Here is a 17,266-nt window from a genome sequence, read left to right as displayed (position 1 = left end):
AAGGCATGGCCGACGAAGGGCTACGTCCCATAATCGTTAAGCGGATCAAGAAGGGCGGCGGTGGTCACCACGGCGGCGCCTGGAAGATCGCGTACGCCGACTTCGTGACCGCGATGATGGCGTTCTTCCTGCTGATGTGGCTGCTGGGTTCGACTGCCAAGGGCGACCTGAACGGTATCGCCGAGTATTTCAAGACACCGCTGAAGGTCGCCATGGCCGGCGGCTCCGGTAGCGGCGACGCCAATACGGTGCTGCCGGGCGGCGGCAAGGACCTGACCCGCCAGGACGGCCAGTTGCGCAAGGGCGAGAACGACGTGGTCACCCGCAAGCAGACCCTCAAGCAGGCCCAGCAGGAACTGGAGCGTGCCGAGCGCTCGCGCCTGGAGCAATTGAAGTCGCGCCTGGAAAAGGCCATCGATTCCAATCCGACGCTGAAGCAGTTCAAGAACCAGCTGTTGATCGACATCACCTCTGAAGGCCTGCGCATCCAGATCGTGGACGAGAAGAACCGTCCCATGTTCGCCCTGGCCAGCGCCCAGTTGCAGCCCTATACGAAGGAAATCCTGCACGAGATCGGGCGCACCCTGAACGATGTCCCCAACAAGATCAGCCTGTCCGGGCATACCGATGCCACACCGTATTCCCGTGGCGAGAAGGGCTACAGCAACTGGGAACTGTCGGCCGACCGCGCCAATGCATCGCGCCGCGAGCTGATCACCGGTGGCATGGACGAATCCAAGGTGCTGCGGGTGGTGGGCCTGTCCTCGGCGGTGCTGCTGGACAAGGAAGATCCGTTCAACCCCATCAACCGTCGCATCAGCATCATCGTCATGAACAAGAAGGCCGAGGAACTGGTCGAGAAGGATAGTGGCTCGCTGAACGTGCCCACCGACGCCAGCGATGACGACATTCAGCAGGGTTTGACCGCGCCGCCCAAGAACTGAGGCAGGCGTGACGGGCGGGGATTTGCCATTGAAGCAGAAGTGTTCCAACTGAACAGGGGAAGAGAGCTGGATATGCCGACCAAGACCATGCTGCAGGAGCTCAAGCGCTTGTTGCTCGATACTGCCAGCGGCGGCAGCCGCCAATTGACGGAAGTGGAGTCGGACCTGGTCCAGACCAACATCCTTCTGGGCGAAGCCATCGGCAAGCTGGGTACCAGTTTCATGGAGCTGCACCGTTCTGTGCAGACCCAGCAGACCATCCTCGAGGGACTGATGAATGGCACGGGCGAGTTCGACAGCGAGAGCATCGAACAGCTCAAGGCGACCCAGGCGCAGGTCAGCCACCATGTGAACGCGGCGGTCACCGGTCTGCAGTTCCAGGACATGACCAGCCAGCTGCTGGAGCGTATCGTGCGGCGCGTGATCGGCCTGCGTGAAGCGCTGGGGGTGTTGAGCGCCAACAGTTTCGAGATCGTACCGGAGCAGGGGCAGACCGACGAGGAACTCAGGGAGCTGCTGGCCAGCACCGTGCAGGCGATGGAGGAGCGGCTGACCGTGCTCGATACCGGGCTGTGGAAAGCGGTGCGCCAGACACGCATGGAAAGCGGCGATATCGAGTTGTTCTAAGCCTTTGCGGGCTGAGTGGGTCAAGATTGAACTAGGTCATTCCGGCCGGGCGCAGGGCAATAGGTCGGCGGCCGGAGCTGCGGCATAATGCACATGCGCATGAGCCTTATTGAAGAAACAGGGAGTAACGATGTCCAAAACGATTCTCGCAGTAGATGATTCCGGGTCACTGCGCCAGATGGTGGTATTCAGTCTGAAGGCTGCGGGTTACAACGTGACCGAAGCGGTTGACGGCGTGGACGCGCTGGAAAAGGCCAAGACGCATACCTTCGACCTGGTCCTGACCGACCAGAACATGCCACGCATGGATGGCCTGACCCTGATCCGCTCACTGCGCGAGCTGACCAGCTATGCGCGGGTGCCGATCCTGATGCTGACCACCGAGTTCAGTGACGAGATGAAGGCCAAGGGCAAGGCGGCCGGAGCCAATGGCTGGCTGGTCAAGCCCTTCGACCCGCAGCGCCTGACCGAGGTAGTGCGCAAGGTGATCGGCTGATCTTGCCGGGATAACAAGAACGACACGAACCGCATCCAGCATGGAGCCCAGGCATGAGCATTGATATGAGCCAGTTTTTCCAGGTCTTTTTCGACGAGGCCGAGGAAGGGCTCGCGGAAATGGAAAAGCTGTTGTTGGCCGTCAATGTGGCCTCGCCCGATCCGGAGGACCTCAATGCCGTGTTCCGTGCCGCGCATTCCATCAAGGGCGGCTCGTCGACCTTCGGTCTGACCGACATCGCCGAGGTCACGCACGTACTGGAGTCGCTGCTGGACCGTATCCGCCAGGGCCAGATGGCCCTGACCGCGGAACATGTGGACGCCTTCCTGGCGGCCAAGGATGTATTGAAGTCGATGCTCGACGGCCACAAGCACGGCGCCGAGGTGGATCAGGATGCCGTGGGTGATGTACGCATGCTGCTGGAAGCCCTGTCGCAGGGCAAGAGCACCAGCGCGAGCACTCCCAGGGCTGCTGCAGGACCGGCTGCGGCCGCGGCCATGGTGGGGCCCGACGGCGCCCGTCGCTATCGGCTGGAGATGCCGGTCATCGCCGACAAGGACGCCGAGGCGCTGGCCGACGAGCTGTCCATGCTGGGCAAGATTGAAAAGACCAAGTCTGCCGAAGGAAACTGGGTCTTCATTCTCGATACGGCCGAACCGATCGATGACGTGGTCGCCATCTGCGCCTTCATCGTCAATGTGGCCGATCTGAAGATTTCGCAGGCTGTCGATCCCGGCAAGACCGCCGATGAAGAGCGCGGCTATGGTTTCTTCGATAACTTCGTGACCCAGGAAGAGCGCGAACGCGCCCAGGGCTACGGTTTCTTCGACAACCAGACCACCGTGGAAGACAAGGAGCGCGAGCAGGGCTACGGCTTCTTCGCTCCCTTCGTGCCGCTGGACATCAGCGCCAAGAAGCCTGAGCCGGACTCCGCCCACGCTGCCGCCGCCCATGGCACCAATGGTGCCAACGGCCATCACGACGACGCCCATCTGCATGGCGAGCATGCCTCCTCGGAAAAGAAATCCGCCAAGGGGGGCGCCGCCCAGGGACCGGAATCCTCGTCGATCCGTGTGAGCATCGAAAAGGTCGACCAACTGATCAACCTGGTTGGCGAACTGGTGATCACCCAGGCCATGATCGAGCAGCGTGTCGGCAAGCTGGATCCGATGCAGCATGAGCACCTGCTCAACAGCGTCAGCCAGTTGAGCCGCAATACCCGGGATCTGCAGGAATCGGTGATGTCGATCCGCATGATGCCCATGGACTACGTGTTTTCGCGCTTCCCGCGCATGGTGCGCGATCTGGCGCACAAGCTGGGCAAGCAGGTCGAATTCGTCACCCATGGCGCCGCGACCGAACTGGACAAGGGCCTGATCGAACGCATCGTCGATCCGCTCACGCACCTGGTTCGCAACAGCATCGACCATGGCATCGAACTGCCGGATGCCCGTCGCAGCGCCGGCAAGAGTGAGGCAGGGGTGCTATCCCTGTCGGCCGAACATCAGGGCGGCAACATCATCATTGAGGTCACCGACGACGGTGGTGGCCTGAACCGCGACAAGATCCTGGCCAAGGCCAAGCAGCAGGGCATGCCGGTCACCGACAACCTGTCGGACGCCGAGGTCTGGCAACTGATCTTCGAGCCCGGTTTCTCCACTGCGGAACAGGTCACCGACGTGTCGGGGCGTGGCGTGGGCATGGATGTGGTCAAGCGCAACATCCTGGCCATGGGTGGGGCGGTGGATATCCGCTCCAGCAAGGGCTTTGGCACCACCATCTCGATCTCGCTGCCGCTGACGCTGGCCATCCTGGACGGTATGTCGATCCGGATTGGTGAAGAAGTCTACATATTGCCGTTGGGATATGTGGTTGAATCTTTGCAGCCATTGGCGCAAGATATCAAAGAGATTTCCGGTCAGGGCCAGGTGCTGCGCGTACGCGGCGAATACCTGCCCCTGATCCCGCTTTATCAGATTTTCAACATCGAACCCTCCTTCACCGATCCCTCGCAAGGATTGGTGGTCATTCTGGAGTCAGATGGAAAGAAGGCGGCACTTTTCGTGGATGACCTGATCGGACAACAGCAGATCGTTGTCAAGAATCTGGAATCCAACTATCGGAAGGTCGCCGGCATTTCCGGAGCAACCATTCTGGGCGACGGCGGCGTCGCCCTGATTGTCGATGTGGCAGCCTTGCTGCGATCCAGCCGCCAACTGAACGACGAATCTGTATTTTCCTGATATTTAAAGGGCCACAACATGTCTGACACTGCAACCAAGAATCTTTCCGGCTTCGGCGAAAAAACCGACAGCAATGGAAACGAGTTTCTTGCCTTCACCCTGGGTAAGGAAGAATACGGCATCGATATTCTGAAGGTTCAGGAAATTCGCGGCTACGAAGCCGTGACCCGTATCGCCAACTCGCCTGATTTCATCAAGGGCGTGGTCAACCTGCGCGGCATCATCGTCCCCATCGTCGACATGCGCATCAAGTTCCAGCTGGGCGAGCCGACCTACGACCAGTTCACCGTGGTGATCATCCTCAATATCGGTGGTCGCGTGGTGGGTATGGTGGTCGACAGCGTGTCCGACGTGATCACCCTCACCCAGGAACAGATCAAGCCGGCCCCGGAAATGGGTACCACCTTCGACTCCGACTACCTGATCGGTCTGGGCACCCTGGAACAGCGCATGCTGATCCTGGTGGATATCGACAAGCTGATGTCCAGCGCCGAAATGGGCCTGATCGAGAAACTGGCTGCCTGATCGCCCTCAGGTCTGTCAGGAAGCTAAGGGATCCGGAGGAGACGCAGTCCGGATCTGACGTTTTTCGTCATTCGGTACGGCAGGAAAAGCGGGCAGGCTAGCCCGATACAGAAGAGAAAAAGGCATCCGCCGCGTGGTGGATGCCTTTTTTATTGCCCGCTCACAATGCCGCCAGGCAAGCTACGGCGCGGCGCCTCCCGCGGACTACGCGGCAGGCCGCACAATCCGATGGTGCGTCAATGGAAGTGTTCGACCGGAGGCGGGGTATCTTCCGGCATCTCGGCATGCACCAGTTCACCCTCGCGATCGGGGAACAGGGGCGCACCGCAGTCATCGCAGAATTCCATCGTGAAACGTTCGCTGTGATGCTTGATCTGGACGATGCCGCATTCGCGCAGGGTGGCCAGGATCTGCTGCAGCGGACTAGCCGGGAGTCCTTCCAGCAGGCCGGCACCGCCGGGGATCATCATGGGCAGGTCTTCGCCGCTTTCCTGCTCGTACAGCGGCCACACGGTACCGTAGACCACGGTGGGGTCGTTGCCGATGGAAAAGCCGATGCGGTATTCGTCGATCTGGCCGTTGATGTCTTCGGAAAAGCCGCCGATGCTGGCATGCAGCTCGGAGGAGGCGATATCCAGCGTCTGCGTGAGGAAATAGTCCGCGGCGCGGATCGATGCCGGACGGATATGCTTGTCGGCCTCGCGGCAGCCGAAGAAATAGGCTTGCGGCAGCAGCAGCTCGACATTGCAGCCGGGCAGCAGGCGCGTGAAGATCGGCGTGACCTGCTGCGTCCAGGCGTCGAAGGCAGCGGTCTTGTTGGCCGAGAAGTGGCTCTGCTGTTCGCTTTCCTGCCAGTGGAACAGGGCGCCACCAGCGGGCAGTACCACGGCGGCGATGGCATAGCGGGTATCAGCCAGGAAGGCGGCGGTCGGCGGCTGTTCGCCGCGCAGCTGCACCGGGGTGTTCTTGAGTGCGCTCTGGCCCATCTGGCGGGTCAGGGCGAATACGTCGGCGTGCATGCGCGGCAGCTGCTCGATCGAAAACAGGCTGGGTGCCAGCGCCAGGCGCGCGTCCTTGGCCAGGATGTGGGCGTGCAGGTGGGCCGCGATGGCGTTCTGCAGGTCGCCGGCAATGGGACCCGAGGCGATGGCGAAGCGGGTCCAGGCCAGCACCGGCAGGACCAGCAGCTGGACATCGTAGTCCTGGCCGTCGTGTTCCAGCGTGGTGGCTTCGCTGCCGGCCTCGACGGCCTCGATCAGGACATCGTAGGCGTCCAGGTCGGCCTTGAAGAGGTGGTCCAGCGCGGTGTCGATCAGGCCCTGGTTGCCGGCGCGCAGGAGCTTGTTGAGCAGGGCGTCCAGGGGTTTCAGCCAGGCGCGCTCTTCGAGCCGGCTGGACGCCTGCGCGATGGCTTGCGCAAAGGTGACCAGGTGCTGGCTGTCGGCAGAGAGCTTGGAGGAGGAACGTTTGGCAGGACGACGCATGTAGGCTATCTGTAATCTGTGGAAACGAAACCGTCTATTGTAGATGATTTGGCAGCGGTATCCGTCTTCAGACTGCTGACCCGATTCCAAAGGGCAGCTTGCGGCAAAGGCAAAATGAAAAACGCCGGACGAATCCGGCGTTTTTCATTTCTGCGAACGTGCAGACTGCATGGCAGCGCGGCACCGGGGGGGCGCCGCGCTGCCCGTCCTGCTTAGGCTGCCAGCAGTTGACGCAGCACGAACGGCAGGATGCCGCCATGCTTGTAGTAGTCCACTTCGATCGGGGTATCGATGCGCAGCAGCAGCTTGACTTCCTTGGTCTCGCCGTTCTTGCGGTGGATCACCAGGGTGGCTTCCTGTTGCGGCTTGATCTCGCCGTCCAGGCCCTTCAGGTCGAAGGTTTCGTCACCAGTGATGCCCAGCGTCTGCACGCTGTCGCTACCCAGGAACTGCAGCGGCAGCACGCCCATGCCGACCAGGTTGGAACGGTGGATACGTTCGAAGGAACGTGCGATCACGGCCTTCACGCCCAGCAGCTGGGTGCCCTTGGCGGCCCAGTCACGGGAGGAGCCGGTACCGTACTCTTCGCCACCGAACACCATGGTCGGGGTGCCTTCGGCCACGTACTTCATGGCGGCGTCATAGATCGACATCTGTTCGCCGGTCGGCTGGTGCAGGGTGATGCCACCTTCGACGCGGGAGCCGTCTTCCTTGGCCGGGATCATCAGGTTCTTGATGCGCACGTTGGCGAAGGTGCCGCGCATCATGATCTCGTGGTTGCCGCGGCGCGAGCCGTAGGAGTTGAAGTCAGCCTTGAGCACGCCGTTGGCTTGCAGCCACTTGCCGGCCGGGCTGGATTCCTTGATCGAACCGGCCGGGGAGATGTGGTCGGTGGTGATCGAGTCGCCGAACACGCCCAGGGCGCGTGCACCGGAGATACCGGCGGCAGCGATCTTGGGCTCTTCGCTGAAGTTCTCGAAGAACGGCGGCTCGGCGATGTAGGTCGAGGTCGGCCAGTTGTAGACTTCGCCCTTGGCGACGCCCTTGATGGCTTCCCACAGCTTGCCCGGGGCACCCTTCACGTCGGCGTAGTTTTCCTTGAAGGTCTTGGCGTTCATGGCGAACTTGAGCAGCTTTTCGATCTCTTGCGAGGTCGGCCAGATGTCGCCCAGGTAGATGTCCTTGCCACCCTTGCCCTTGCCGACCGGTTCGGTCATCAGGTCGCGGGTGACATTGCCGGCGATCGCGTAGGCCACCACCAGCGGCGGCGAAGCCAGGAAGTTGGCGCGGATGTTCGGGTGGATACGGGCTTCGAAGTTGCGGTTGCCCGACAGCACGGCGGCAGCCACGACGTCGTTCTTGACGATGGCTTCGTTCATGGCCGCAGTCAGGTCACCGGCGTTGCCGATGCAAGTGGTGCAACCGTAGGCGGTCACGCCAAAGCCCAGCTTTTCCAGGTAGGGCAACAGGCCAGCCGCTTCCAGGTACTTGGTCACCACGCGCGAGCCAGGGGCCAGCGAGGTCTTGATGTGCGGTGCGACCTTCAGGCCGGCTTCGACCGCCTTCTTGGCCAGGAGGCCGGCAGCCAGCAGCACGCTCGGGTTGGAGGTGTTGGTGCAGGAGGTGATGGCGGCGATCAGCACGTCACCGTTGTGCACATCCACGCCGTCGGCGTTCTTGTAGGTGGCGGTGAGGTCTTCCGCCTTCTTGTTGAAGCCGTTCTCGGAAGTCGGCTTGGTGAACAGGTCGGCGAAGGTGGACTTGACGTTGCCGATCTCGATGCGGTCTTGCGGACGCTTCGGACCTGCCAGCGAGGGAGCGACGGTACCCAGGTCCAGCGAGACTTCCTGGGTGTAGTCGATCTGGCCGGCCTTGGGCACGCCATACAGGCCCTGGGCCTTGAAGTAGGCTTCGAAGGCGTCGATCTCGGCCTTGGTACGGCCGGTACCCTTGAAGTAGTCGATGGTGGCATCGTCAACCGGGAAGAAGCCCATGGTGGCGCCGTATTCCGGAGCCATGTTGGCGATGGTGGCGCGGTCGGTCAGCGACAGCGATTCGGTGCCTTCACCGAAGAATTCGACGAACTTGCCCACGACCTTGGTCTGGCGCAGCAGTTCGGTGATGGTCAGCACCAGGTCGGTGGCGGTGACGCCTTCGCGCAGGGCGCCGGTCAGGTTCACGCCGACCACGTCCGGGGTCAGGAAATAGACCGGCTGGCCCAGCATGCCGGCTTCGGCTTCGATGCCGCCCACGCCCCAGCCGACCACGCCGATGCCGTTGATCATGGTGGTGTGGGAGTCGGTGCCGACCAGGGTGTCAGGGTAGTAGACGCCGGTCTTGTTGTGCACGCCGCGTGCCAGGTACTCCAGGTTGACCTGGTGGACGATGCCGAAGCCCGGGGGCACCACGCCGAAGGTATCGAAGGCTTGCATGCCCCACTTCATGAACTGGTAGCGCTCGTTGTTGCGCGAGAATTCCAGCTTCATGTTCAGGTCCAGCGCCTTCTTCTCGCGGAAGTGGTCGATCTGCACCGAGTGGTCCACCACCAGGTCCACCGGGACCAGCGGTTCGATGTTCTTGGGGTTCTTGCCCAGCTTGCTGGCGACATTGCGCATGGCGGCCAGATCGGCCAGCAGCGGCACGCCGGTGAAGTCCTGCAGCACCACGCGGGCGACCACGAAGGGGATCTCATCCACGCGGGCAGCCTTGGCACCCCAGTTGGCCAGTTGCTTGACGTGTTCTTCGGTGACCTTCTGGCCATCGCAGTTACGCAGCACCGATTCCAGCACGATACGGATGGACACCGGCAGGCGCGAGATATTCACGCCCAGCGACTTTTGCAGGGCGGGCAGGGAGTAGAACTTGCCCTTCTTGGAATCGGAAATCTTGAATTCCTTCAGGGTGTTCAATGTGTTGCGAGACATGGCCTCTTCTCCTTAATTTGGCAATTTAGTGATGCTAGCTAGTCGAATCCGGTTTGCGCTGCAATGGTGAACTGCGGGGTGCTGCCTGATTCTGTGATTCTTTGTTTCTCTGGTACGGCTGGGGTCTGGTCCGGGAAGCGCGGCTTCCCGTGTCAGTTCTGCTGCGGCGCTGCGGCAACGGTGGGGTTCGCTGCCGGTGCGGCGGCGGCCTTCATCTGCTCGGCGTTCTTGCATTCGTTGGCCAGCTGCTGACCCTTCTTGGAGTCCAGCAACAGGCCCTTGGCGGGGATACCGATCCAGACCAGGCCCATCTTGCGGTTTTCGAAGCGGTTGGCGCCGGTGGTGGTTTCCACACGGGTCAGGCGGTGGATGCGCTTGTCCCAGCGGATGGCGATGTGCTTGTCGTCGGTCTCGTTCTTCCAGATGGTCAGCTTGTGGCCCATTTCGCACTGGAAGTCGGCCGACAGGGTGCCGCCCAGTTCGGGTTCGCTGTCGTCATCCTCGGCGTCCGACGAGAAGGGCATCTTGGAAGCCGGAGCGGCGGCGGCAGCGGCTGCGGCCTTCTTGGCCGGCGCCTTCTTGACCACCTTCTTCTTGGCAGCGGGCTTGGCGGCGGTGGCGGTCTCGGCCTGTGCAGGGCTGATGCCGGCGGTGGCGAACAGGGCGCCCAGCAGGGCGATCAGGGTCAGGTGCTTTTTCATGTGCGGTGATCGAAACGGTCTTTACTGCGTGGTTGAGGGGGAGTCGCCGGCGGCGAACCAGACTAGGGTTTCCGGCGGCAGCGCCACGCCAGTGGCGTGGGCGCGTTGCAGGATACTCCAGTAATAGCGATAACTGGCCCGATCGTGCAGGTTGCCCAGGTGCTGGATCGGACCCCATTGCACCGACTGCGCCTTGAGCAAGATCTGTGCCGCCAGTTCGGCCTCCTCGGTGGAGGGCGACATGGCCTGCACGATGGGACGGATCTGGTCCGGATGGATGCTCCACATCCGGGTGTAGCCAAATTCCTGTGCCGCCCGGCGCGCATCATCGGCCACGGCGGCGGGATTCTTGATGTCGGTGGTCACGTTATGCGACGGCACCTTGCCGTGCGCATGGCAGGCGGCGGAAATCTCCAGCTTGGCACGGCGCACCAGCGGGTGGTCGAACTGTCCGGGGGAGCGCATGGCGCTGCCGGGGATGGCGCCGTAGTGCGCCGAGACGAAATCCATGACCCCGAACGACAACGACTGGACCTGGGGCAGGGCGGCGATGCGTGCGGCATCGGCCAGCGCGCCATGGGTCTCGATCAACACCTGCACCGGCAGTTGCGCACGGCCGGCGCCAGCGGCCACGCGGTTGATGCTCTCCAGTGCGCGTAGCACGTCGGCAATGCCTTCCGGCTTGGGCAACATCACGTAGGCCAGCTCGCGCGCAGCGGCGCCGCAGATGATGGCCACGTCCTGCTCGAAATGCGCATGGCCCACGTCATGCAGGCGCGCGCCGATACGGCGGTGGACATTGTCGGGGCCGGCGATGAGCGAGGCGACCAGCTCGGCGTGCGCGGCTTCATTGCCGGCGGCGGCGCCGTCTTCGCAGTCGAAGGTGATGTCGAACAGGGGACCGAGTTCCTGCTGCAGGGCCATCGACTTGCGCATCAGCTTTTCGGAGCCGGCGTAGTGATCGCACACCGGGAGCGAAACCGGCTGCTGGGCACCTGGGAACAAGACCTGGGAAGGATGCATTGCTGCGAATGGGACTGGGGTAAGGTTGTCGGATCGATCGGTATTGCGATATTGCGGGTATTGCCGGTATTTCAGTAAGACGACGGGCGCGGCGATTGAAGACCGCCGCGCCCTGGTCAATTAGCCGACCAGATGCTTCACGCCTTCACGCTCTTCCAACAGCTCCTTGAGGGTGATGTTGATGCGCTCTTGCGAGAACTCGTCGATCTCCAGACCCTGGACGATCTTGTACTCGCCGTTTTCGGTGGTCACCGGGAAGCCGAACATGGTGCCTTCGGGGATGCCGTAGGAACCGTCCGAGGGAATGCCCATGGTGGTCCACTTGCCGTTGGTGCCCAGCACCCAGTCACGCACGTGGTCGATGGCCGCGTTGGCTGCCGATGCTGCCGAGGACAGGCCGCGGGCTTCGATGATGGCCGCGCCGCGCTTGCCGACGGTGGGCAGGAACACGTTCTTGTTCCATTCCTGGTCGTTGATGGTGTCCTTGACGGAGGCGCCATCGGCGGTGGCGAAGCGGTAATCGGCGTACATGGTCGGCGAGTGGTTGCCCCAGACGCACAGCTTTTCGATGGCCGAGACTGGCTTGCCGATCTTGGCTGCCACTTGCGACAGCGCACGGTTGTGGTCCAGGCGCAGCATGGCGGTGAAGTTCTTGGCCGGCAGGTTCGGTGCCGACTTCATGGCGATGTAGGCGTTGGTGTTGGCCGGGTTGCCGACCACCAGGACCTTGACGTTGCGCGAGGCGACGGCGTCCAGCGCCTTGCCCTGCACGGTGAAGATCTGGGCGTTGGCTTCCAGCAGGTCCTTGCGCTCCATGCCGGGGCCGCGGGGACGGGCACCCACCAGCAGGGCGATGTCGGCATCCTTGAAGGCGGTCATCGGATCGCTGTGGGCGGTCACGCCAGCCAGCAGCGGGAAGGCACAGTCATCGATTTCCATGATGACGCCCTTCAACGCCTTCTGTGCCTTCTCATCGGGGATTTCCAGCAGTTGCAGGATGACCGGCTGGTCTTTGCCCAGCAGGTCGCCGTTGGCGATGCGGAACAGCAGGGAGTAACCGATCTGACCGGCGGCGCCGGTGACGGCAACACGCATGGGGGCTTTAGCCATGTTGAATCTCCAAAAGAGGTGATGAAAAAAAGCGTTCAGACTGCATGAAGCGCACGTTGCGGTCGCGTCGCGGAGAGCGCGGCAGGGCCGTCTGCGGTTGCTTCTGGTTTGCGCAGGAAATTGCGCGACTTCCTCGAATTCTTGTTAGGCCGCCATGATACCGTCGAAAACGCAGCGAGTCAGTTGCTTTCGGTTCGGGCTCTGCCGACAAATCAAAAACCTGTCAAACTTGTGCTCCGCCTGCATGAAAACGCCGCCTTCGATAGGTCTGGATGAGAGCGATTCTCGTTAGCGCCCTCCGGCCTGTAAATCGCACCCGGTCTGCCTTGCAGGTCTTCAGGTTGCTCGCGAGTGTAGGCCTGCGAAAGAGCGCTGTCAATCAATATCTTATGTCTTATATAAGACATATTATTGCCTAGTTTTTGCTGGACGCCGGAAGGGATTTTGTGGTGAAATTCGAGGTTATGAGCTCGATCCTGCCTAATTCGAACAACGCCGACGCGCATGCCGCGGGGGCGGGTGCTGCCAGTCCTGCGCCCACCTTCAGTCCGTTGTACCAGCAGATCAAGGCGCTCATCATGCAGCGCCTGGAGGCCGGTGAGTGGAAGCCCGGCGAGCTCATTCCCAGTGAAGTGGAGCTGGGCAATCGATTCAAGGTCAGTCAGGGCACGGTGCGCAAGGCAATCGATGAACTGGCGGCCGAAAACCTGGTGGTGCGCCGCCAGGGCAAGGGGACCTTCGTTGCCACCCATCATGAGACCCAGGCGCAGTTCCGCTTCCTGCGGTTGATGGCCGACAGCAACGAGCCGCAGCGTCCCGAGAACAAGATCATCGAAGTCAAGCGCGTGCGCGCGTCGGCCGAAGTGGCCCGTCAGCTCGACATGAAGTCGGGCGACTCCGTCATTTTCATTCGCCGGGTAAAATCGTTCAATGGCGTTCCCATCATCCTCGAAGACATCTGGCTGCCCGGCGCCATCTTCAAGGGGCTGACGGCCGAACGCCTGGTGGAATACCGCGGGCCGCTGTATGGCCTGTTCGAGTCGGAGTTCGGCACGCGCATGATCCGTGCCGAAGAGCGCATCCGTGCCGTCGGGGCGGATATGGATGCGGCAGAGTTTCTGGGCGTGGCGCCCCAAACGCCGTTGCTGAGTGTGGAGCGGGCTTCATTTACCTATGGCGACAAGCCGGTGGAAATGCGGCGCGGACTGTACCTGACGACGAATCATCATTACCAAAGCGAGTTGAGCTGAGCGGACGACGCTGTTTTGTCCCGGGTCGGTGGCAACCGCCCGTGCAGCGGGAGGGGCCGGGCGCTAAGCCCTGCTGGCATGCTGCGAAGCGCAATAAAAGTTGATGGTGATTTCGAAAATCGGCGAAAATTGCATATTGTTTTAAACTGAGGAGAACCTTGTATGTCTGAAGCCGCTAAACCACAACGGCCGCAATTTCGTAACATACACCTAACCCAAATTGCCGGCTATCGCATGCCCCTGGCCGCTCTGGTCTCGATCATGCACCGCATCAGCGGTCTGTTCCTGTTCCTGATGCTGCCTTTCATTCTGTTCCTTCTGGACAGCAGCCTGCTCTCGGAAGGTACCTTCGCCTATCTCAAGGGCTTCACCTCCGGCTGGTTCGTCAAGCTGGTCATCCTGGCTCTGTCCTGGGCCTACCTGCATCACTTCTGCGCCGGCATCCGCCACCTGATCATGGACAACCACATCGGTCTGGACAAGGACAGCGCACGCAAGTCCTCGGCAACTGTCCTGGTGATCAGCATCGCGCTGATGATCCTGGTCGCATTGAAACTGTTCGGAGCTTTCTGAAAATGGCTGATAACAACATCGGACCCAAGCGCCTGGTCGTCGGCGCCCACTATGGCCTGCGTGACTGGCTGGCGCAACGTGCCACCGCCGTCGTGATGGCTGTCTACACCGTGATCCTGCTGGTGTGCTTCTTCACCTCGACCAACTTCAGCTACCAGGGCTGGGCGGCGCTGTTCTCGCATCAATGGTTCAAGGTTGCCACTTTTGCCGTGTTCATGGCGCTGTTCTTCCACGCCTGGATCGGCGTGCGTGATGCGCTCATGGACTACGTCAAGCCGGTCGGCATTCGCCTGGTCCTGCAAGTTGCCACCATCCTGTGGCTGATCGGTTGCGCTGGCTATGCTGCGCAGATTCTCTGGAGAAACTAATCGTGGCTGCAATCAAATCCGCCATCACTACCCGCCGCTTTGACGCGGTCATCGTCGGCGCCGGTGGCTCCGGCATGCGCGCCTCGCTGCAACTGGCCGAAGCCGGCCTGAACGTCGCCGTCCTGTCCAAGGTCTTCCCGACCCGCTCGCACACCGTGGCTGCCCAAGGCGGCATCGGCGCTTCGCTGGGCAACATGTCGGAAGACAACTGGTACTGGCACATGTTCGACACCGTCAAGGGTTCGGACTACCTGGGTGACCAGGACGCCATCGAATTCATGTGCCGCGAAGCACCGAAGGCCGTCTACGAGCTGGAACACTTCGGCATGCCCTTCGACCGCAACCCGGATGGCACCATCTATCAGCGTCCGTTCGGCGGCCACACTGCCAACCTGGGTGAAAAGCCGGTGCAGCGCGCCTGTGCTGCTGCCGACCGTACCGGTCACGCACTGCTGCACACCCTGTACCAGCGCAACGTGCGCGCCAAGACCCACTTCTTCGTCGAGTGGATGGCGCTGGACGTGATCCGCAACGAAGAGGGCGACGTCCTCGGCGTGGTGGCACTGGAAATGGAAACCGGCGAAATCATGATGCTGCACGCCAAGACCACCCTGTTCGCCACTGGCGGTGCAGGTCGTATCTGGGCCGCATCCACCAACGCCTTCATCAACACCGGCGACGGCATGGGCATGGCGGCACGCGCCGGCCTGCCGCTGCAGGACATGGAATTCTGGCAGTTCCACCCGACCGGCGTGGCCGGCGCGGGCGTGCTGATCACCGAGGGTGTGCGCGGCGAAGGCGGCATCCTGATCAACAGCAACGGCGAACGCTTCATGGAGCGCTATGCGCCGACCCTGAAGGACCTGGCACCGCGTGACTTCGTCTCGCGTTCGATGGACCAGGAAATCAAGGAAGGTCGCGGCGTGGGTCCCCACAAGGACCACGTGCTGCTGGATCTGCGTCACATCGGCGCCGATACCATCAAGAAGCGTCTGCCCTCGATCCTGGAAATCGCCCACAAGTTCGCCAACGTCGATGCGACCAAGGAACCGATTCCTGTCGTGCCGACCATCCACTACCAGATGGGTGGCATCCCCACCAACATCCACGGCCAGGTGGTCGCGCCCAAGGGCGGTTCCATGAAGGAAGTGGTGCAGGGCATGTACGCCATCGGCGAATGCGCCTGCGTGTCGGTGCACGGCGCCAACCGCCTGGGTACCAACTCGCTGCTGGACCTGGTGGTCTTCGGTCGCGCCGCCGGTAACCACATTGTCGGCAGCCGCCTGCAGGACCAGAGCCACAAGCCTATCCCGGCCGGCGCCCTGGACCGTTCGCTGGAGCGCATTGCCCATCTGGAAAACAGCACCGGTTCCGAACGTGTGCAGGACGTCGCCAACGACATCCGCGCCACCATGCAGAAGTACTGCGGCGTGTTCCGTACCGATGCCCTGTTGAAGGAAGGCTATCAGAAGATCATGGAACTGGATGAGCGTCGCAAGCACGTCTCCTTCAAGGACAAGTCCAAGGTCTTCAACACCGCCCGCGTGGAAGCGCTGGAGCTGGACAACCTGATCGAAACCGCCAAGGCCACCATCACCTCGGCCGAAGCCCGCAAGGAGTCGCGCGGCGCCCACGCGCAAAGCGACTACGAGCAGCGCGACGACGTGAACTGGCTCAAGCACACGCTGTGGTTCTCCGAGGGGAATCGTCTCGACTACAAGCCGGTCAATCTGCAGCCGCTGACCGTCGAGACCTTCAAACCTAAAGCACGTACTTTCTAAGAGGTCGCAACATGACTCGCACCCTGAAATTCAAGATCTATCGTTACGATCCGGACAAGGACGACAAGCCGTACATGCAAGACCTGACGGTGGAACTCAAGCCCACCGACAAGATGCTGCTGGATGCCCTGCAACGCATCAAGTCCGACGTCGACGATTCGCTGGCGCTGCGTCGCTCCTGCCGCGAAGGCGTGTGCGGCTCCGACGCCATGAACATCAACGGCAAGAATGGTCTGGCCTGCATCACCAACCTGAACGAGCTGACCGAGCCCATCGTTCTGAAGCCGCTGCCCGGCCTGCCGGTGATCCGCGACCTGATCGTGGACATGACCAACTTCTTCAAGCAGTACGATTCGATCAAGCCCTACCTGATCAACGACAGCATCCCGCCCGAGAAGGAGCGCCTGCAGTCGCCCGAGCAGCGTGAAGAGCTGGATGGCGTGTACGAGTGCATCCTGTGCGCCTGCTGCTCGACCTCCTGCCCGTCGTTCTGGTGGAATCCGGACAAGTTCGTCGGCCCGGCCGGTCTGCTGCAAGCCTACCGCTTCATCGCCGACAGCCGCGACGAAGCCACCGGCGCGCGTCTGGACAACCTGGAAGACCCGTACCGTCTGTTCCGTTGCCGTTCGATCATGAACTGCGTCGATGTCTGCCCCAAGGGTCTGAACCCCAACAAGGCCATCGGCAAGATCAAGGAATTGATGGTCCGTCGCTCGGTGTAAGCCGAATGAGTGTGATGCCTGCCAGAGCCGCCGTGCATGGCGGGCTGCAGCGAGGGGAAGCAGGGCTGGAAGCGGCTTCCCCGACCGGTTCCTTCAGGTTTGGTCCGGTTGAAGTGAATGGAAAGACAAGAAATGAGCGAGTTCATGACTGAACAGCGTCATCAGGATGATCCGGCCAAGCGAGCAAGACTGCGCTGGCGCGCGCGCCGCGGGCTGCTGGAGAACGACCTGATCCTGACGCGCTATCTGGATGCCAACGAGGCACAGATGAGCGACGACGAGGTCGATGCCTTCTCGCGCCTGATGGACCTGACCGACAACGACCTGATGGACCTGCTGCTGGCCCGCAAGGAGCCGGAAGCGGCGGTTGATCTGCCCCAAGTGCATGCGTTGCTGAAGAAACTGCGTACTGCCTGACTGTTGCACGAATATTGCGCCTGGCCACAAGCCAGACCGATTTTGCTCGATCGCGGCCTGTTCCAACTCGCCACCCGG

16 protein-coding genes are annotated in these 17,266 nt (G+C 61.8%); 11 read left to right on the top strand and 5 right to left on the bottom strand.

Going from position 1 to position 17,266, the window contains the following annotated elements; genetic code table 11:
* Positions 1–5 precede the first annotated feature (5 nt).
* From motB to HWE04_RS12225, 5 genes are all read left to right on the top strand, one after another.
* Positions 6–944 carry a flagellar motor protein MotB gene (gene motB, locus HWE04_RS12245; protein WP_077235672.1) on the top strand — a complete coding sequence of 313 codons (939 nt, stop codon included), beginning with the start codon at positions 6–8 and terminating at the stop codon, positions 942–944.
* A 72-nt stretch (positions 945–1,016) separates the two neighbouring features.
* Positions 1,017–1,571 carry a hypothetical protein gene (locus HWE04_RS12240; protein WP_006463268.1) on the top strand — a complete coding sequence of 185 codons (555 nt, stop codon included), beginning with the start codon at positions 1,017–1,019 and terminating at the stop codon, positions 1,569–1,571.
* Between the two features lie 130 nt (positions 1,572–1,701).
* Positions 1,702–2,067, top strand: a complete 366-nt coding sequence (locus tag HWE04_RS12235) for a response regulator (RefSeq protein WP_006463269.1) — start codon at positions 1,702–1,704, stop codon at positions 2,065–2,067.
* Between the two features lie 53 nt (positions 2,068–2,120).
* Positions 2,121–4,310, top strand: a complete 2,190-nt coding sequence (cheA, locus tag HWE04_RS12230) for a chemotaxis protein CheA (RefSeq protein WP_241812557.1) — start codon at positions 2,121–2,123, stop codon at positions 4,308–4,310.
* An 18-nt stretch (positions 4,311–4,328) separates the two neighbouring features.
* Entirely contained in the window at positions 4,329–4,835 is a 507-nt protein-coding gene (locus tag HWE04_RS12225; RefSeq protein ID WP_006463271.1) for a chemotaxis protein CheW, read from the top strand.
* 236 nt (positions 4,836–5,071) lie between these two features.
* Here the strand turns inward: HWE04_RS12225 and HWE04_RS12220 are convergent, their stop codons facing one another.
* The 5 genes from HWE04_RS12220 to HWE04_RS12200 all read right to left on the bottom strand — a co-directional run bounded on the left by HWE04_RS12220 (position 5,072) and on the right by HWE04_RS12200 (position 12,077).
* Positions 5,072–6,319, bottom strand: coding sequence for a DUF2863 family protein (locus tag HWE04_RS12220; protein ID WP_182992346.1), 1,248 nt, complete (start codon positions 6,317–6,319; stop codon positions 5,072–5,074).
* 212 nt (positions 6,320–6,531) lie between these two features.
* Positions 6,532–9,243 (bottom strand): aconitate hydratase AcnA, encoded by a 2,712-nt coding sequence (gene acnA / locus HWE04_RS12215; RefSeq protein WP_241812556.1) that lies wholly within the window; start codon positions 9,241–9,243, stop codon positions 6,532–6,534.
* Between the two features lie 152 nt (positions 9,244–9,395).
* Positions 9,396–9,944: a hypothetical protein gene (locus HWE04_RS12210; protein WP_077235669.1), complete on the bottom strand. Its 549-nt coding sequence runs from the start codon at positions 9,942–9,944 to the stop codon at positions 9,396–9,398.
* A 21-nt stretch (positions 9,945–9,965) separates the two neighbouring features.
* A complete protein-coding gene (locus HWE04_RS12205) occupies positions 9,966–10,967 on the bottom strand; it encodes an HpcH/HpaI aldolase/citrate lyase family protein (RefSeq protein WP_234293991.1) in 1,002 nt (333 codons plus the stop codon).
* 120 nt (positions 10,968–11,087) lie between these two features.
* Positions 11,088–12,077 (bottom strand): malate dehydrogenase, encoded by a 990-nt coding sequence (locus tag HWE04_RS12200; RefSeq protein WP_034350453.1) that lies wholly within the window; start codon positions 12,075–12,077, stop codon positions 11,088–11,090.
* Positions 12,078–12,541: 464 nt separating this feature from the next.
* On the opposite strand from HWE04_RS12200, the gene HWE04_RS12195 reads away from it, so the two are divergent.
* The 6 genes from HWE04_RS12195 to HWE04_RS12170 all read left to right on the top strand — a co-directional run bounded on the left by HWE04_RS12195 (position 12,542) and on the right by HWE04_RS12170 (position 17,188).
* Positions 12,542–13,327, top strand: coding sequence for a GntR family transcriptional regulator (locus HWE04_RS12195; RefSeq protein WP_241812555.1), 786 nt, complete (start codon positions 12,542–12,544; stop codon positions 13,325–13,327).
* A gap of 162 nt (positions 13,328–13,489) precedes the next feature.
* The gene (gene sdhC, locus HWE04_RS12190) at positions 13,490–13,900 is read left to right on the top strand and encodes a succinate dehydrogenase, cytochrome b556 subunit (protein ID WP_039875248.1); all 411 of its coding nucleotides are present in this window, start codon (positions 13,490–13,492) and stop codon (positions 13,898–13,900) included.
* A gap of 2 nt (positions 13,901–13,902) precedes the next feature.
* On the top strand, positions 13,903–14,268 hold the full coding sequence (sdhD, locus tag HWE04_RS12185) for a succinate dehydrogenase, hydrophobic membrane anchor protein (protein WP_006463279.1): 366 nt from the start codon (positions 13,903–13,905) through the stop codon (positions 14,266–14,268).
* A 2-nt stretch (positions 14,269–14,270) separates the two neighbouring features.
* On the top strand, positions 14,271–16,049 hold the full coding sequence (sdhA, locus tag HWE04_RS12180; RefSeq protein WP_077235667.1) for a succinate dehydrogenase flavoprotein subunit: 1,779 nt from the start codon (positions 14,271–14,273) through the stop codon (positions 16,047–16,049).
* 11 nt (positions 16,050–16,060) lie between these two features.
* Positions 16,061–16,771: a succinate dehydrogenase iron-sulfur subunit gene (locus HWE04_RS12175; protein ID WP_006463281.1), complete on the top strand. Its 711-nt coding sequence runs from the start codon at positions 16,061–16,063 to the stop codon at positions 16,769–16,771.
* Positions 16,772–16,903: 132 nt separating this feature from the next.
* Positions 16,904–17,188 (top strand): FAD assembly factor SdhE, encoded by a 285-nt coding sequence (locus tag HWE04_RS12170; protein WP_008329929.1) that lies wholly within the window; start codon positions 16,904–16,906, stop codon positions 17,186–17,188.
* The last annotated feature ends 78 nt before the right edge of the window (positions 17,189–17,266 follow it).

The organism is Herbaspirillum sp. C7C2 (assembly GCF_022627865.1).
GTDB classification, from domain to species: Bacteria; Pseudomonadota; Gammaproteobacteria; order Burkholderiales; family Burkholderiaceae_D; genus Herbaspirillum; species Herbaspirillum frisingense.
Note: the sequence above shows the minus strand (reverse complement) of the source record. Positions and strands in the feature narration are given on the sequence as shown.

Coding starts and splice junctions, on each gene's coding strand:
- motB (WP_077235672.1), top strand. CDS start 6: ATGGCCGACGAAGGGCTACGTCCCATAATCGTTAAGCGGATCAAGAAG.
- HWE04_RS12195 (WP_241812555.1), top strand. CDS start 12,542: ATGAGCTCGATCCTGCCTAATTCGAACAACGCCGACGCGCATGCCGCG.
- HWE04_RS12235 (WP_006463269.1), top strand. CDS start 1,702: ATGTCCAAAACGATTCTCGCAGTAGATGATTCCGGGTCACTGCGCCAG.
- HWE04_RS12210 (WP_077235669.1), bottom strand. CDS start 9,944: ATGAAAAAGCACCTGACCCTGATCGCCCTGCTGGGCGCCCTGTTCGCC.
- HWE04_RS12175 (WP_006463281.1), top strand. CDS start 16,061: ATGACTCGCACCCTGAAATTCAAGATCTATCGTTACGATCCGGACAAG.
- HWE04_RS12220 (WP_182992346.1), bottom strand. CDS start 6,319: ATGCGTCGTCCTGCCAAACGTTCCTCCTCCAAGCTCTCTGCCGACAGC.
- sdhC (WP_039875248.1), top strand. CDS start 13,490: ATGTCTGAAGCCGCTAAACCACAACGGCCGCAATTTCGTAACATACAC.
- HWE04_RS12170 (WP_008329929.1), top strand. CDS start 16,904: ATGAGCGAGTTCATGACTGAACAGCGTCATCAGGATGATCCGGCCAAG.
- acnA (WP_241812556.1), bottom strand. CDS start 9,243: ATGTCTCGCAACACATTGAACACCCTGAAGGAATTCAAGATTTCCGAT.
- HWE04_RS12225 (WP_006463271.1), top strand. CDS start 4,329: ATGTCTGACACTGCAACCAAGAATCTTTCCGGCTTCGGCGAAAAAACC.
- HWE04_RS12200 (WP_034350453.1), bottom strand. CDS start 12,077: ATGGCTAAAGCCCCCATGCGTGTTGCCGTCACCGGCGCCGCCGGTCAG.
- HWE04_RS12240 (WP_006463268.1), top strand. CDS start 1,017: ATGCCGACCAAGACCATGCTGCAGGAGCTCAAGCGCTTGTTGCTCGAT.
- sdhD (WP_006463279.1), top strand. CDS start 13,903: ATGGCTGATAACAACATCGGACCCAAGCGCCTGGTCGTCGGCGCCCAC.
- HWE04_RS12205 (WP_234293991.1), bottom strand. CDS start 10,967: ATGCATCCTTCCCAGGTCTTGTTCCCAGGTGCCCAGCAGCCGGTTTCG.
- cheA (WP_241812557.1), top strand. CDS start 2,121: ATGAGCATTGATATGAGCCAGTTTTTCCAGGTCTTTTTCGACGAGGCC.